The following is a 15,003-nucleotide window of genomic DNA, read 5'->3' on the forward strand; positions in this document are numbered from 1 at the left end:
CCGCCGCCCGTTCTGTCAGCGGCCTATCGGCATGTCCGGTGCCGGCAACGCGAAAGACGCCGGCAGGTCGTGCCGGCGCCTCCGCCCCGTTCAACGCCATCCAAGCCCTGCGCCGTCAGGCGCAGCGGACATCCGCGAGGAAGCGGGCCACTTCGCCGCGCAGCCGCTCCGCCTCGTGGGCGAGGCTTCCCGCGGCATTGAGCACCTGCCCCGCCGCCGCGCCGGTCTCGTTCGACGCCTGCGAGACGCCGGCGATGTTGGCGGAAACCTGCTGCGTCCCGGCGGCCGCCTGCTGGACGTTGCGGGAGATGTCGCCCGTCGCGGCGTTCTGCTGCTCCACCGCGGCAGCCACGCTGGAGGAGATCTCGTTGATCTGGCCGATCGTCCGAGCGATCCCCTGGATGGCGCCCGCGGCGTTGCCGGTCGCCTGCTGGATCTCGATCACCTTGGCCTGGATCTCTCCGGTCGCGCGCTCGGTCTGGGACGCCAGCGCCTTGACCTCGGAGGCGACGACCGTGAAGCCCTTGCCGGCTTCCCCGGCCCGCGCCGCCTCGATCGTGGCGTTCAGCGCCAGAAGGTTGGTCTGCCCGGCGATCGAGTTGATCAGTTCGATCACCTGCCCGATCTCGCGGGCGGCGTCGGTCAGGCCCCGCATCAGGGCATCGGTCCGCTCGGCGTCATGAACCGCCTGGGCGGTGATCCTCAGCGAACTGGACATCTGCCGGCTGATCTCCTGGATCGAAGCGGACAGCTCCTCCGCGGCGCCCGCGACCGTGTTGACGTTGGTGGTCGCCTGCTCCGAAGCCGCGGCGACGATGACCGCCTGGTGCGAAGCCGACTCCGCGGTCCTCGACATGACTCCGGCGCTGCGCTCCATCTCCGTCGCGGCGGACGACACGGCATCGACCACGCCCTTGACGTTCGCCTCGAGCCCATCGGCAAGCCTCATCAGGTCGGCTTTGCGCTCCGCCTCGCTGCGGCGCTTGAGCTCATCCTGCTCCACCTGCAACCGCCTCACTTCCAGGGCATTTGCCTTGAAGGTCTCGACCGCCCGCGCCATCCCGCCGATCTCGTCGCCCCGCCGGGTGAAATCGACCTGGACAGAGAGGTTGTTGCCGGCCAGTTCACCCATGATCGTGCTGAGCGACCGGATCGGCCGGGTGATGCTGCGGGCGATCAGGAAGGCCATGACGATCCCGATCAGCAGCGCACCCGCCGCCACGGCGAGGTCCAGCGCCCGTGCCTGCTCCGCAGCACCCGTCATATCGGAAAAGGTCCGGTTCTGGCCATCGGTGCTGACCTGGCGCAACTGGTCGATGCCGGTCTCCAGCGCCTCGGCGGCGCGGATTCGTCCGGAGCCGGCCGCCGCGAAATTGTCGGTCGCCGAGACGACTCCGTCCAGCGCCTTGCGGTACTCGTCCAGGATCGCCGGCAGGGCCGCTGCAAATCGCTGGAGTCGGCGGCTATCGTTGGTTGCTGCCGCGAGACCAACCAGCGTCTCGGAAAGCCGTTCGGCCTCCTTGAACGCGATCCCGGCGTCTGCCGGATTGCGCGACGAGACGTAGCGCGTCGCCGCCAGGGCACTCGCCTGCCCGGCCTCGTTCAGCCGTACCGCGAGGTCGATGATCTCGGGCTTGCCGTCCCGCAGCGCCGTCCCGACGATCGCGGACGTGGTGGTGCCCAGGGCTGTGGCCGCCTTGACCAGGGCGGAGACGCCGATGCGCCGCTCCGACACGGCGGCGACGATGCCGCGCGCCGCGGCGTCGTGGGCTTCCGCAGCCTTGGCGATGTGATCGACCAGGGCCTTGTCCGCACCGAGCGCCGCCGCATCAAGCTCGGCAACGGCAGTTCCCAGGTTCCCGAGTGCCTGGTCGGCTGCCGTCAGGTCGCCGTCGGTTTCCGTCAGCGCATACTGCGTCAATGCCCCGCGGGCATTCTCCATGTCGATCGACAGCACGCCCGAAACGGTGGCCGCATCGCTGACCGAACGCAGCCGGCCGATGCCGGCGATCGTCTCCGCCGCGTTCCGGTCGGCGACGAACGACAAGGTCCCCAGCAGCACGAGCAGAAGGGCAAAACCGCCCGAGATCCGCAATGCTATCGGAATGTTCGAAAGTCTCGCCCAGGCTGACATGCAAATTCCCCCAACCCGGCGTCCATCGCCGGCCCCTGTTGCGGATCCGCGCGGCCACCCCTGCCCGCGCGGATGCCGGAGTTACTGGACGTTCCTGATCCGCTCGACCTGAGCCGCGCCGAACTTCTTCTCGAGGTCCGGCATTGCCGGTGCCACGGCCTTGGCGAAGGCCGCCCGGTCGATCTCGGTCACCACCTGCAGGCCCTGCTGCTGGAGTGTCTTCACGCCGTTGGCCTGGGCGTCGGCCGCCGCCTTGCGCGACGCCTTGCCCCCGGCCTTCGCCGCTTCGACGAAAGCGGCCTTATCCTCGTCGGACATGTCCTCGAACGTGTCGATGCTCATCAGGAAAGCGGCAGGATCATAGCTGTGCGCCGACAGCGTCAGATGCTTCTGCACCTGGGCGAACTTGGCCGACAGGATCGTGGCGATCGGATTCTCCTGCCCGTCGAACTGGCCGCTCTGAAGCGCGTTGTACAGTTCGGGGAACGGCAACTGCGCGACATCGGCGCCCAGCGACTTGAAGCCGGCGACCATCACCTCGCTCTGCGGCACCCGGAGCTTCAGGCCCTTGACGTCCTCCGGAGCGGCGATCGGGCGCTTTGCGTTGGTGATGTGGCGCATCCCGTTCTCGCCCCAGGCGAGCGCCACCATGTCCTGTCCGCGGAACTTCTCCAGGTATTCATGGCCGATCCCGCTGTCGAACACCCGGTGGGCATGGCCGGTATCACGGAACAGGAACGGGATGGCGAAGACGCCGACTTCGGGGACGAAGTTCAGCATGGGAGCGCCGGTCACGAAGGTCAGCTCCATGGTGCCGAGCTGGACGGCCTTGATCGCCTCCACCTCTCCGCCCAGCGCCGCGTTGGGATACAGCTCGATCTTGTACCGGCCGGACGTGCGCTTGGCGACCTCGTCCGCGAAGGCGGCGGCACCGGCGCCGAGCTGGGAGTCGGAACCCAGGATATGCCCGAGCTTGAGCGTGCGGGCTTGCTGCGCCTGGGCGCCGCCGACACCGAAGAATAGAAGAGCGCTCGCGGCCATGGCGGCCACGCGAATATTCATGAACATACTGAAGATCCTTCATTAGGCGATCCTCAGATCATAACTCCATATCGGTAATTCAAAAAATCCATCCAAATGTAATAAAATCGATTTGTTCCGTATGTAATTAGTCAGGCATCACCTCTTTTTCATGAGTCGAGTTTCACGCCGATGCGCCCCGCGGCAGCGGTGATGTGACGGGCCATCGCCGCGGAGGCCCCGGCCCCGTCGCGATCGTTCAGGGCGGCCAGGATCTCCTCGTGCTCGCTGACGGTCTCCCGGATCCGGTCATGATGGATGAAGGGCAGGCGCTGGATCTCGTCCATCACGCCGTTCACCGTGCGGAACAGCTCCACGAACATGCGATTGCCGCTGCACTCCACGATGGTCCGATGGAATACGCTGTCGCACTCCGCCAACGCGATCAGATCGCCGGATCTCACCGCGCGGCGCATTCCCTCGACCGAGCGTTCGATTTCGGCCAGTGGCCCGGCGGCCGATTTGACGGCGGCCAAGCCGGCCGCGCGCGGCTCCAGCATCAGTCGGGTCTCGTAGACCTCGTACTGCGAGTAGCGGTCGGCGAACCGCCATTTGGGTTCCGGAGCCCTGCCTCCGGGGGCGCCGCCGGGTTCGACGACGAAAACGCCCCGCCCGACTTCCACGCGGACCAGCCCCAGGGTCTCCAGGACCGACAGGGCCTCGCGTAGCGACGCCCGGCTGATGCCCAGCTGTTCGGCCAGTTCGCGCTGGGCCGGCAGGCGCTCGCCCGGCGCCAGCGGCCCTTCCAGGATCATCGCCTGGATCCGCTGAACCGCCGATTGAGGCACCAGCAACCTACCGCCGACCTTGTTCATTCCCAGGCTCCCGCGCATCCTTTTGGCTGCTTGACCTTAACCGGAAAAGCGGGTCCAATCCACTGGTCTGGCCGGTCAGACCAGTTGCATCGAACGACGACGGGCACGCCGGCCCCAGGGATAGCCATCGTCACGTTCACGCAGAGGAGACGACATGCGCAGGACTTTCCTGAAGACCGCCCTTGTGGCCGTCATCGCCACCGCCGCGACCGGCCTGGCCGGCAACGCCCGGGCAGCAGACCTGACGGTCGGCGCCAACATCGGCAACGTTCCCTGGGAGTTCCAGGACGCCACCGGCAAGAATGTCGGGTTCGAAATCGATCTGGTCGACGAGATCGCCAAGCGCATGGGCAAGTCGGTCGAGATTGTGAACATCCCGTTCAACGGCCTGTTCTCCGCCGTTCAGTCCGCCCGGATCGACATGGCGATCTCGTCCATCACGATCACCGAGAAGCGGCTCGAATCGGTCAGTTTCGCCCAGCCCTACTATGACAGCGACCAGTCGCTGACAGTGCTTGCCAAGAGCGGCCTCGCCAAGGTCGAGGACCTGAAGGGCAAGGCGATCGGCGTCGACACCGGCTCCACCGGCGACATGTGGGCGACCCAGAACCAGGCCCAGTACGGTTTCGGAGACATCCGACGGTTCGAGGGGCTCCAGCCCGCCATGCTCGATCTGGCGGCCGGCAGGCTCGACGGCTACGTCAGCGACATCCCGGCCCTGCTCTACTTCACCAAGGACAAGCCGCAGTTCAAGGTGGCGCAGCGCATCCAGACGGGAGAACGCTACTCGATCATGTTCGCCAAGGGCAGCCCGCTGGCGGCCCAGGTGAACGAGCAGATCACCGCCATGAAGAAGGACGGCACGGTAGCGGCCCTGCACGAAAAGTGGTTCGGGGCCAAGCCGGAAGCGGGCACCAGCACCGCCGAAGTCATGGACATGCCCAAGCCCAAGTCCTGAATCCCGCCTCCCGGCGCCTGACGCATGGACATCGTCGATACATTCTTTAACTGGAGCGTGCTGCAAAGCTCGCTCCCCCTCCTGCTGCTCGGGCTGGGCACCACGCTCAGCCTGGGCGTCACCAGCATCCTGATCGGCCTGGTCACGGGCCTGTTCATGGCCCTGCTCCGGATGTACGGGCCGAAGCCGCTGGCGGTGCTTGCGGTCGCCTATATCGACCTGTTCCGCGCGATCCCGATCCTCGTCCTGCTGGTGTTGATCTACTACGCCCTGCCTTTCGTCGGGCTGCGCCTGTCGCCTTTCGCAGCGGCCACCTCGGCGTTGTCGCTGGTCAGCTGCGCCTACGCGGCGGAAATCTTCCGCGCCGGCATCCAGGCGGTTCCGCGCGGACAGTTCGAGGCGAGCCAGGCGCTCGGGCTGAAATTCTGGGGCATGATGTGGTACGTGGTGCTGCCCCAGGCGTTCCGCCTGGTCATTCCGCCGATCACCAACAACTGCATCAACGTAATGAAGGACACGGCGCTGGCCTCGGTCGTCGCCATGCCGGACCTGCTGAAACAGGCGACCCAGGCGCAGGCCCTGGCGGCGAACCCCACGCCTCTGATCGGCGCCGCCATCATCTATCTCCTGCTGCTGCTCCCGCTGGTGCGGATCGTCGGCACGCTGGAGAAGCGCTTCGCGATCGGGCGAAGCCGGTGACCGGCATCCTGATCCCCTCCCGGCCGCTGGAGCCCGATGGGTTCCGCCCGTTCGGCGACGTGGTTCAGGCAGGGCTGGGCACCGTCAGCCGGGTCAACGATGGACGCGCCGACCGGTTCGACGGCGTCGGCCGGCTGGAGCGCAGCATGGGCGACACGGCCCCGGCCATCGCCGTCTACCGCATCGACGCCTCGACCCTCCCGCACCGGATCCCCCGGCTCGAGCGCCACCCCCTGAGCAGCCAGCTCTTCGTGCCGATGAACGCGGCGCGCTACCTCGTGGTCGCGGTGCCGTCCGATGGCGAGGGCCTGCCGGTCCCGGGACGGGCCGCTGCCTTCCTGGCCGCCGGGAACCAGGCGATCAACTACCGTCCCGGCGTCTGGCACTGCCCGCTCGTGGCGCTCGACCGGCCGGCCGACTTCATCATGGTCATGGGCCAGGCTTTCGACGCCTCCGCCGATTGTGAATTCTTCGACCTGCCCGAGCCGCTCGCGGTCGGGCCGGCCCCCTGACAGGAGTGTAGAGGCATGCTGCCCGCCCTCGATCTCGATTTCGTCCGCTCCCAATTCCCGGCGCTCGCCGGCGACTGGGTGTTCTTCGACAATGCCGGCGGCTCGCAGACGCTTCGCGGTGTCGCCGACCGGATTTCCGACTACCTGCTGACCAGCAACGTGCAGCTCGGCGCCAGCTACGACGTGTCGCAACGGTCCGGCGCGCGGGTCCGCGACGCCCACGCCGTGATCGCCGAGCTGATCGGCGCGTCGCGGCCGGAGGAGGTGGTGATGGGACCGTCCACCACGGCGCTGATGTACACACTGGCGGCGGCCCTGGCCGAGGGGATCGAGCCGGGCGACGAGATCATCGTCACCGATACCGACCATGAAGCCAACATCGGCCCCTGGCTGAAACTGAAGGACCGGGGCGCCGTCATCAAGGTCTGGGCGGTCAACCCCGAGACCCTGGAACTGGACCTCGCGGACCTCGACCCGCTCATGACCCCGCGCACCCGGCTGGTCTGCTTCACCCACGCCTCCAACATCCTCGGCACCATCAACCCGGTCGCCGAGATCACCCGCTTCGTCCACGAACGCGGTGCCCGCGTCGTGGTGGACGCCGTGGCGCTCGCGCCTCATCGAGCGGTGGAGGTGACGGCCTGGGACGTCGATTTCTACGTCTTCAGCTTCTACAAGGTGTACGGCCCGCACCACGCGGTGCTGTACGGCAAGTACGACCAGCTGCTGGCGCTGCCCAGCCTGAACCATTTCTTCATCGGCCGGGAAGTCGTGCCCTACAAGCTCCAGCAGGGCAACGTGAACTACGAACTGTCGGTCGGCTGCACCGCCATCGCCGATTATCTGGCCGAACTGGGTGGCCGAACCGGCGCCAGGACGGACCGGCGCGGCCAGATCCTGGCCGCCTTCGACGCGATCGCCCGGCAGGAAGAGGCGCTGGCAGAGCGCCTGCTCTCCTACCTGCGCGGCCGCAACGACATCAGCGTCATCGGCCATGCCACCGCCGACGGCGCCAAGCGGGTTCCGACCATCAGCTTCGTGGCCCGCGGGCGGCAATCGGACGATATCGTAACCGGAGTCGATCGCAGCAACATCGGCATCAGGTTCGGCGACTTCTATGCCCGCCACCTTATCGACCGGCTCGGCCTGGCCCCGGCCAAGGGCGTCGTCCGGGTCTCGATGGTCCACTACAACACCGTGGACGAAGTGGACCGCCTGATCGAAGCTCTCGACGGAATCCTGTAAGGGGAAGGAGAAACGCGATGGACAGCTTCGACCTGGTGATCCGCGGCGGCACGGTGGTCACCGCTTCCGAAACGTCGCGCTGCGACGTCGGCATCCGGAATGGCCGGATCACGGCCCTGGCCGACCGGCTGCCGCCCGGCAGCCGGGAGATCGACGCGGGTGGCCGGCTGGTGCTGCCGGGCGGGATTGACAGCCACGTTCATATCGACCAGCCCTCGGGCGACGAAACGGTGATGGCGGACGACTTCCTCAGCGGCACCCGCTCCGCCGCGGCCGGCGGCAACACGACGGTCATCCCCTTCGCCCTCCAGCACAAGGGGCAGAGCCTGCGGGCCGCCGTATCCGACTATCACGCCCGTGCCGACGGCAAGTGCCTGATCGACTACAGCTTCCACCTGATCGTCTCGGACCCCGACGAGCAGACGCTGGGCCAGGACCTGCCGGCCCTGGTCAACGACGGCTATACCTCGTTCAAGGTCTTCATGACCTATGACGACCTGAAACTGAACGACCGCGAGATGCTGGAGGTGTTCGACGTCGCCCGGCGCGAGGGCGCGCTGGTGATGGTCCATGCCGAGAACTACGACGCGATCCGCTACATGACCGAGCGGCTGGAGCGCGCCGGCCATACCGAACCCTATTTCCACGGCACCTCCCGTCCGGCCCCGGTCGAGCGCGAGGCGACCCACCGGGCCATCACTTTCGCCGAGCTGGTGGACGTGCCGATCATGATCGTCCACGTCTCGTCCGGCGACGCGGTCGAGCAGATCCGCTGGGCCCAGTCGCGCGGTCTGAAGATCTACGGCGAGACCTGCCCCCAGTACCTCGTGCTGACCGCGGAGGACCTGCGCGGCCTCAACATGGAGGGGGCGAAGTATGTCTGCAGCCCACCTCCCCGCGATCCGGAAAGCCAGGACGCCTGCTGGCAGGGACTGGTCAACGGCACCTTCGCGACGTACTCCTCCGACCACTGCCCGTTCCGCTACGACAGTCCGGCCGGCAAGAAGCGAAAGGGCGAGCGGACGGCATTCCGCTGGGTCCCCAACGGCATCCCCGGCGTCGAGACCCGGCTGCCCATCCTGTTCTCCGAAGGGGTGGTGAAGGGGAAGATCGACCTCCAGCAGTTCGTGGCCCTGACCTCAACCAACCACGCCCGGATGTACGGGCTGGCGGGGCGAAAGGGAACGATCTCGGTCGGAGCAGACGCCGACATCGCGATCTGGGACCCCGAACTGCGCCGCCCGATCTGCCAGGAGAACCTGCACCACGGGGCCGACTACACGCCCTATGAAGGGATGGAGATCACCGGCTGGCCGACGACCGTAATCGTCCGCGGCGGCATCGTGGTGGAGGAAGGTGCCGTGGTCGGCCAACCCGGCCACGGCACCTTCCTGAAGCGCGACCTGTCGCCCTTCGCCAAGCCCCGCGGCAGGACCTGGCTGCCCGCCTGATCCCCGGCGGGAACAGCGGTCAGGGAACGACTCCCTCCGGCAGGCCGCGGCAGTGTTCCGCGATGGCACCGGCCGTGGTCAGCCAGATACGGTGGCGGTGCGCCTCGATGTGGGACAGCGCCCGGCGCAGGTGGCGCAGCCGGTGGGGCTGGCCGACCAGATAGGCGTGCAGGGCGATACCCATCACCAGAGGCTCTTGTTCCGACTGTTCCAGCATCTCGTCGAACTGGTCCACGATCATGTCGGCGAACTCCGGCGCTCCCATGCGGCGGCCGACGATCGCCGGGATGTCGTTCAGCTCCTGGGGATAGGGGACCGCCAGCAGCCGACCGGCGCGGGTGCTCATCCAGACCGGCTGGTCGTCCATGCACCAGTCCAGCACATAGCGGTAGCCCTGCTCCGCCAGCAGGTCGGGAGTGACGTGGCTCTCGGAGATCCAGGGTCCCAGCCAGCCCGCCGGAGCCCTGCCCTCGTGCCGCGCGATGACCGCCGTGCTGTCCGCGATCAGGGTGGCCTCGGCGGCTTCGTCCAGGATGCCCTGCCGCTCCGCGTTGGTCCAGCCATGGCCGACGATCTCGTCCCCGCGTTTCCGGAAGGCAGCGACCAATTCCGGGCAGTGGCCGTAAAGCGAGCCGTTGACCAGGATCGAGGCCGGCCAAAGCAGCCGGTCGAACAGATCGAGCATCCGCCACGCCCCCACCCGGTTGCCGTAGTCCCGCCAGGCATAGTTCAGCACATCGGGTTGCGGACCGCCGGGAGTCAGCTCCGCGCCCAAACCCTGGCCGAACGCGAAATGCTCCAGGTTGATCCCGACATAGACCGCCAGGCGCCGCCCTCCCGGCCAGTCATAGGCTTTGCGGCCCCGGATCGGGGAGTACTCGTAGCGGCCATGGCACGCCGGCTGCTTGCGGCCGGCGGCATCTCCCGAAGCGCCGGTCAAGACGGCAGCCTCGCGATGCAATCGTGTTCGATCTGGCCGCCGCCGATCAGCGGGGAGAGTTGCTCGCCGATCTCCCGGATGCCGTGATGCTTCAGATGCCGGTTTCCATCCATGGGACCTCCTCGATGCCGCTTCCTCCGATGGTAGCCCAGCGCGATCCCCGGCCGCAGGCGGGCAAATCGGCGCCCCTGTGACGCGTTAGCTCAGGCAATCCTTCAAACGTTCACACGGATTGACAGTCAATACCACAATCGGTTTCTCTCATGACAAAACAGCAACAGGAGGGTTCGCCATGAAGAAATCCGCCCGCATTCCCGCAGTCGAAGTTTCACCGGCAAGGCTCGCCCGGCTCTTCTTCGCGGCCCTGGCGGTCGCGAGCGTCGCCGCCGGCGGCGTCCCCGCCTTCGCCCAGTCCGCCGACGCCGCCGCACCGGCCGCGGAACCGTCGCCCGTCGCGGAACCGGCACCCGCGCCGGAGCCGGAGCCGGAGCCGAAGAGGGTGGAGATCGCCAAGGCCGTGACCTGCCAAGTCCTCATCAGCCAGTTCGACGACAGCGTGGCCGCCGCCAAGATCGACGATGCCGCCAAGGCCGGCGCGCGCGCGCTGCGCGGCGACGGCAACAAGGCCTGCAATGCCTGGGACTATGAAGCCGGCATCGGCACGTTGCGCGTGGCACTGGAGACCATCGGCAAGAAGCCGATCCGCTGAGAATGACTTTGGATCCGGATATACCGAATCTCTATCCGTCTTTTTAGCCTGCTGGTTACCACTTCAGTCGCAATATCGCGGCGAGAACCGGGATGGTGCGGTGCCGGTCCGGCGGAACCGCACCAGCCAAGGCTTCAACCACGCAGGGACATCATGAAGCTCAAGACCGCCATCGCCGCTGGATACTTCACGGTCATCGGCCTTGTGGCCGTGGTCGGTGTGGTGGGATTGCTCGGCCTTTACCGTTATGCCGAGTCGGTCGAGCACGGCACGTCCGCGACGCGGCTTTCCCTGGTGCTGGGGGAGGTCAGGGCGCTGGAATGGAGCGCGCTGCGGGGCGACCTGTCGGCATCGGAAGAGGCGAAGCGGCAGCTGGCGTCGATCATCGAGCAGTTCGCCCAGGGCGGCATGATGGCCGAGCAGGCCTCGGCCGACCGGTACGCGCAGGCGTTCCGCGCCTTCGTCGACGTCCAGGAGAAGCTCCTCCAGGGCGACGCGGCGATCGGGCGGTCCGTCCAGCAGCTCGGGATGCTGTCGGACCAGATCGTCACCGCCCAGGTCAAGCTGGCCCGGGCGGCTGGCAACGACCTGGAGGAGGCGGAGACGGCGGCGCGGCAGGCGAGCACCATGGCCGATCTCGTTCTGACGATCCGAGACGGCGTGATCGAGGCCCAACTCGCCGAGATGGCCTTCCTCAACCATCCCGACAGCAGCGAGATCACACCGGCGCTGGAAGCGCTCAGCCTGGCGGCGGAACGGACTTCCGCCATGCCGCCGGAGGATGCCGGCCCCGCCTTCGCGATAATCGAGGCCTATGCGATCTCGATCGGCGAGACCTCGGCGGCCTATGCCGGCTATGAGAGCTACCGGGAGGTGATCTTCCGCCTCCTGAAGGAGATGGACGACATCCATGCCGCCTTGCCGGCGGACGCAGCGCCATCGATCCGCGCCGAAGCGGGCGACCTGACCGCCTGGGCTTGGCGCGCCCGCGCCACGGGGGTGATCGATGCCGGCGCCTCGGTCCCCGTGATCACCCATCCGGAACTCGACAAGATGAAGGCGCTGGCGCTCCAGGTGATCGACCTGACCCGGCACATGGCGGTCGCCCGCGCGGAACTGCTCCAGCTTTCCGCGATCGACGAAGCCCAGTCGCGCGGCATCGCCTCGACCATGGAGTCGATCAAGGAGCGCTATGTCGGCATCCGCTCCGCGGCCGAGACCCGGGCGATCGAGGCCCGGGCCGACTTCGCCAACGCCATGACGGCCGCCGACCGCGGCCGGCAGATTCGGACCTCGGCGCTGCAGGTGGCCCAGGCGCTGTCGGACCTCTCCTCCGGCAAGCGCGATGTGCTGCGTGAGGAAGTGGCCGGAACGCTCGCGCGGGTCGTCGGCCATCTTGACGAGATCGCCCGGCACACCGGCGATAGCGACCTGATCGCCAGGATGCGCAACCTCCTGCCGCCCCTGGAACAGAGCTTCGTCGCCCAGATCGACCTGCAGGCCACCGCCGTCCGCCTGGCGCGTGACATGAACGCCGCCGCGGTCGAAGCGTCGAGCCAGTCGCGGACCCTGTCCGAGACCGGACTGGCGGCCGCGGAGGAAGGCAAGCGGAAATCCGTCGCGATCATCGTGACGACGCTGGCGCTCGCCATCGCGGCGGCCCTCGCCTTCGCCTTCCTCCTCGGCCGGTATGTATCGGGCGGCATCTCGCGCATGAGCGGGGCGATGGATGCGATCGCCCACGGGCTTCTGGAGACCGAGATCCCCAACCAGGGCGAAAAGGGCGAGCTGGGCCAAATGGCCGAGTCGCTGGTCTCCTTCAAGGACAATGCCCGCCGGAGGATCGAGGCCGAAGCCAAGGCCGAGAGCGCCCGCATGCAGGCCGACTCCGACCGCCGCCAAGTCCTGGGCGACCTTGCCCAGACCTGCGAAAGCCGCCTGCTACCCTTGGCCCAGCAGGTTTCCACCGCGTCGCGCCAGCAGCTAGAGGATGCCCGCCAGCTGCTTGAGGTCGCCGAACAGGCGATGAAGCGGTCCGAGACGGTGGCCGACGAGGCCGGCATGACCGGGCGCAACCTGGGAGCGGTCGCCTCGGCGACCGAGGAGATGGCGGCATCCATTGCCGGCATTGCCGAGAACATGCTGTCCACCGCCGGCCTTGCCCGACGCAGCGTGACCGAGGCGGACCGCGTCCGCGCCGACCTGGAAAGCCTCGTCAGGGTCGCCCAGGGCGTCGGCGATGTGGTGCTGCTGATCCGTGACATCTCGGAGCAGACCAACCTCCTGGCGCTTAACGCCACGATCGAGGCGGCACGGGCCGGCGAGGCTGGGAAAGGATTCGCCGTGGTCGCCAACGAGGTGAAGAACCTGGCTTCCCAAGCGGCCCGCGCGACGGAGGAAATCTCCGCCCGGATCGACGGCATCCGCCACGAAACCCTGAACGCGACCGAAGCGATCCGGGGCATCTCGTCGATCATCCAGCAGATGGATGTCGCGACCGGATCGGTTGCGGGCGCCGTCGAGCAGCAGCGCAGCGCCACGCGCGAAATCGCCCAGACCACCCAGAGCGTCTCGGGAAGCGTCGACCGCATCGGCAGCGATATCGCGATGGTCAGCGATCACGCCCGCGAGACGGAGACGGTCGCCCGCGAACTGCAGCGGGCCGCCGAGCGGTTGGGCGGCGAGGCGACGGAAATGGAACGTACCGTTAACGACTTTATCGCGTCTATCAGGTCAATCTGATGCCGCATGGAGTTTCGGGGCGTTTTTCGTCCTGACACCACGCCCCGCGGCACCGGATTTCTTTTGGTAACACTCCCCAGCATGACTTCAGCACTCTTGTCGAGCAATCCTCCGGGCCAAGCTTTCCTGACACTGGCCCATGATTCCTATCTCGTCGTCCTGGCCTGCCTGATCTGCCTCTTCTCCTGCTACACCTCCCTCACCCTGCTTGCCCAAGCGCGCGGCTCCGGATCCCCGGAATCAGGCGCTCGCCCCGTTCTCCGGCGGCAGGATCCCCGGCGACCGCAGCAATGGGCCTGGTGCGCCGCCGCGGCCTCGGTGGCCGGGTGCGGCGCATGGGCCACGCATTTCGTCGCCATGCTGGCCTGGCTGCCCGGCGTTCAGGTCGGGTACGACCTGAAACTGACGACGCTGTCGATCATCGTCGCGATCATCGGGATGGGGCTGAGCTTCGCCGTGGCGCTTTCCGGTCGTGAAGGCGGCCTGCGGGGCGGAGCCCTCGCGGGCGCCGCCATCGCCGCGATGCATTTCATCGGCATGGCTGCGGTTCATTCGCCGGCCCGGCTCGCCCACGGCTCCCTTGAAGCCGCCGTCTCGGTGGCGCTGAGCATCGGTCTCGGCATGGCGGCGTTCCGCATGGTCGGCCGTCCTGGAGCCGCGCGGCGGTGCGCGGGCACATTGACCCTCACCGCCGCGATCTGCGCCCTCCATTTCACCGCGATGCTCGGCGTCACGGTCGAGCCCTATCCTTCCACGGCGGTGCCGGGCAACGTGATCGCGCCGCGGTCCCTGGCAATCGCGGTGGCAGCCGTCAGCATGACCATCATCACCTTCGGCCTCGCCGGCTCGATCCTTGACCAGCACCTGGCGTCGCGGGCAGAGCGGGAGGCCAGGCGCCTGCGCCGCTACGTCGCCGAACTGGAGGCGACCCAGCGGGAGCTGCGGTCTACAGCCCACGACCTTACCCGGGCGCTCGAGGCCGCGGCCGCGGCCAGCCAGGCGAAGTCGCTGTTCCTCGCCACCATGAGCCACGAGCTGCGCACGCCGCTGAACGCGGTGATCGGTTTCGCCGAACTGATGGCAAACGAGTCCTACGGGCCGCTCGGCGACGCGCGGTACCGGGATTATTCCGGCATCATCCGGGACAGCGGTTCCCACCTGCTGAACCTGATCAACGATGTGCTCGACATCTCGAAGCTCGATGCCAACCGGCTCGAACTGCTGGACGACACGGTCGACGTCCGGCACTTGCTGGCCGATGCCGTCCATATGATCAGCGGGCAGGTGGAGAAGGCGGAGCTGACGCTGTCCTGCCGGCCGCCGCCCCACGGCGTCCGGCTCAAGGCGGACGCCCGGCGGATCCGCCAGGTTCTGCTGAACCTGTTGTCGAACGCCGTCAAGTTCACGCCGTCCGGCGGTTCCATCAGCGTGACCGCGGAGCCGAGCGGCGACGGTTTCGAGATCACGGTCTGCGATACGGGGATCGGCATCGCGTCGGAGGATATCCCCACCGCCTTCGAACGGTTCGGCCAGGTCGACAACCGGTTCTGTCGCCGGTACGAGGGGACGGGTCTCGGGCTGCCGCTGGCGAAGCGCCTGATGGAACTCCACGGCGGGACATTGGACCTGGCAAGTGTGGTCGGATCGGGCACCCGGGTGTCCTGCCGCTTCCCGGCGGAGCGGATCGTGATGCTGGCCGACGCCGGCTCCTGAGCCGG

The 15,003-nt window shown here is 67.6% G+C and carries 12 protein-coding genes; 8 read left to right on the forward strand and 4 right to left on the reverse strand.

Annotated elements, in window-relative coordinates; all coding sequences use genetic code 11:
• Positions 1-115: 115 nt before the first annotated feature.
• The 3 genes from DPR14_RS28255 to DPR14_RS14115 form a co-directional block, all read right to left on the reverse strand.
• Complete coding sequence (locus tag DPR14_RS28255; protein ID WP_246148157.1) at positions 116-2,134, reverse strand: methyl-accepting chemotaxis protein; 2,019 nt, start codon at positions 2,132-2,134, stop codon at positions 116-118.
• An 81-nt stretch (positions 2,135-2,215) separates the two neighbouring features.
• Positions 2,216-3,202, reverse strand: coding sequence for a DctP family TRAP transporter solute-binding subunit (locus tag DPR14_RS14110; RefSeq protein WP_211103775.1), 987 nt, complete (start codon positions 3,200-3,202; stop codon positions 2,216-2,218).
• A gap of 122 nt (positions 3,203-3,324) precedes the next feature.
• Positions 3,325-4,029 (reverse strand): FadR/GntR family transcriptional regulator, encoded by a 705-nt coding sequence (locus tag DPR14_RS14115; protein WP_192498947.1) that lies wholly within the window; start codon positions 4,027-4,029, stop codon positions 3,325-3,327.
• A 154-nt stretch (positions 4,030-4,183) separates the two neighbouring features.
• Between DPR14_RS14115 and DPR14_RS14120 the strand changes: the two genes are divergently transcribed.
• From DPR14_RS14120 to hydA, 5 genes are read left to right on the forward strand one after another with little or no spacing between them, the layout of a single operon-like run.
• Complete coding sequence (locus tag DPR14_RS14120; protein WP_158045717.1) at positions 4,184-4,987, forward strand: transporter substrate-binding domain-containing protein; 804 nt, start codon at positions 4,184-4,186, stop codon at positions 4,985-4,987.
• A gap of 24 nt (positions 4,988-5,011) precedes the next feature.
• Positions 5,012-5,686: an amino acid ABC transporter permease gene (locus DPR14_RS14125; RefSeq protein ID WP_158045718.1), complete on the forward strand. Its 675-nt coding sequence runs from the start codon at positions 5,012-5,014 to the stop codon at positions 5,684-5,686.
• A complete protein-coding gene (locus DPR14_RS14130) occupies positions 5,683-6,198 on the forward strand; it encodes an ureidoglycolate lyase (RefSeq protein ID WP_158045719.1) in 516 nt (171 codons plus the stop codon). Before DPR14_RS14125 ends, DPR14_RS14130 begins: the two co-directional genes overlap by 4 nt.
• 15 nt (positions 6,199-6,213) lie before the next feature.
• Positions 6,214-7,443, forward strand: a complete 1,230-nt coding sequence (locus tag DPR14_RS14135; RefSeq protein ID WP_158045720.1) for a cysteine desulfurase-like protein — start codon at positions 6,214-6,216, stop codon at positions 7,441-7,443.
• 17 nt (positions 7,444-7,460) lie between these two features.
• The gene (gene hydA, locus DPR14_RS14140; RefSeq protein ID WP_158045721.1) at positions 7,461-8,894 is read left to right on the forward strand and encodes a dihydropyrimidinase; all 1,434 of its coding nucleotides are present in this window, start codon (positions 7,461-7,463) and stop codon (positions 8,892-8,894) included.
• 19 nt (positions 8,895-8,913) lie between these two features.
• Here hydA and DPR14_RS14145 read toward each other — a convergent pair whose 3' ends face one another.
• The gene (locus tag DPR14_RS14145; RefSeq protein WP_158045722.1) at positions 8,914-9,834 is read right to left on the reverse strand and encodes a polysaccharide deacetylase family protein; all 921 of its coding nucleotides are present in this window, start codon (positions 9,832-9,834) and stop codon (positions 8,914-8,916) included.
• Positions 9,835-10,126: 292 nt separating this feature from the next.
• Here DPR14_RS14145 and DPR14_RS14150 point away from each other — a divergent pair, with 292 nt between their 5' ends.
• The 3 genes from DPR14_RS14150 to DPR14_RS14160 all read left to right on the forward strand — a co-directional run bounded on the left by DPR14_RS14150 (position 10,127) and on the right by DPR14_RS14160 (position 14,998).
• Positions 10,127-10,543, forward strand: coding sequence for a hypothetical protein (locus DPR14_RS14150; protein WP_158045723.1), 417 nt, complete (start codon positions 10,127-10,129; stop codon positions 10,541-10,543).
• A 153-nt stretch (positions 10,544-10,696) separates the two neighbouring features.
• The gene (locus tag DPR14_RS14155; protein WP_158045724.1) at positions 10,697-13,285 is read left to right on the forward strand and encodes a methyl-accepting chemotaxis protein; all 2,589 of its coding nucleotides are present in this window, start codon (positions 10,697-10,699) and stop codon (positions 13,283-13,285) included.
• 81 nt (positions 13,286-13,366) lie between these two features.
• Complete coding sequence (locus DPR14_RS14160) at positions 13,367-14,998, forward strand: sensor histidine kinase (protein WP_192498948.1); 1,632 nt, start codon at positions 13,367-13,369, stop codon at positions 14,996-14,998.
• Positions 14,999-15,003: the final 5 nt, after the last annotated feature.

The sequence above is a fragment of the Skermanella pratensis genome, assembly GCF_008843145.1.
Lineage (GTDB): Bacteria > Pseudomonadota > Alphaproteobacteria > Azospirillales > Azospirillaceae > Skermanella > Skermanella pratensis.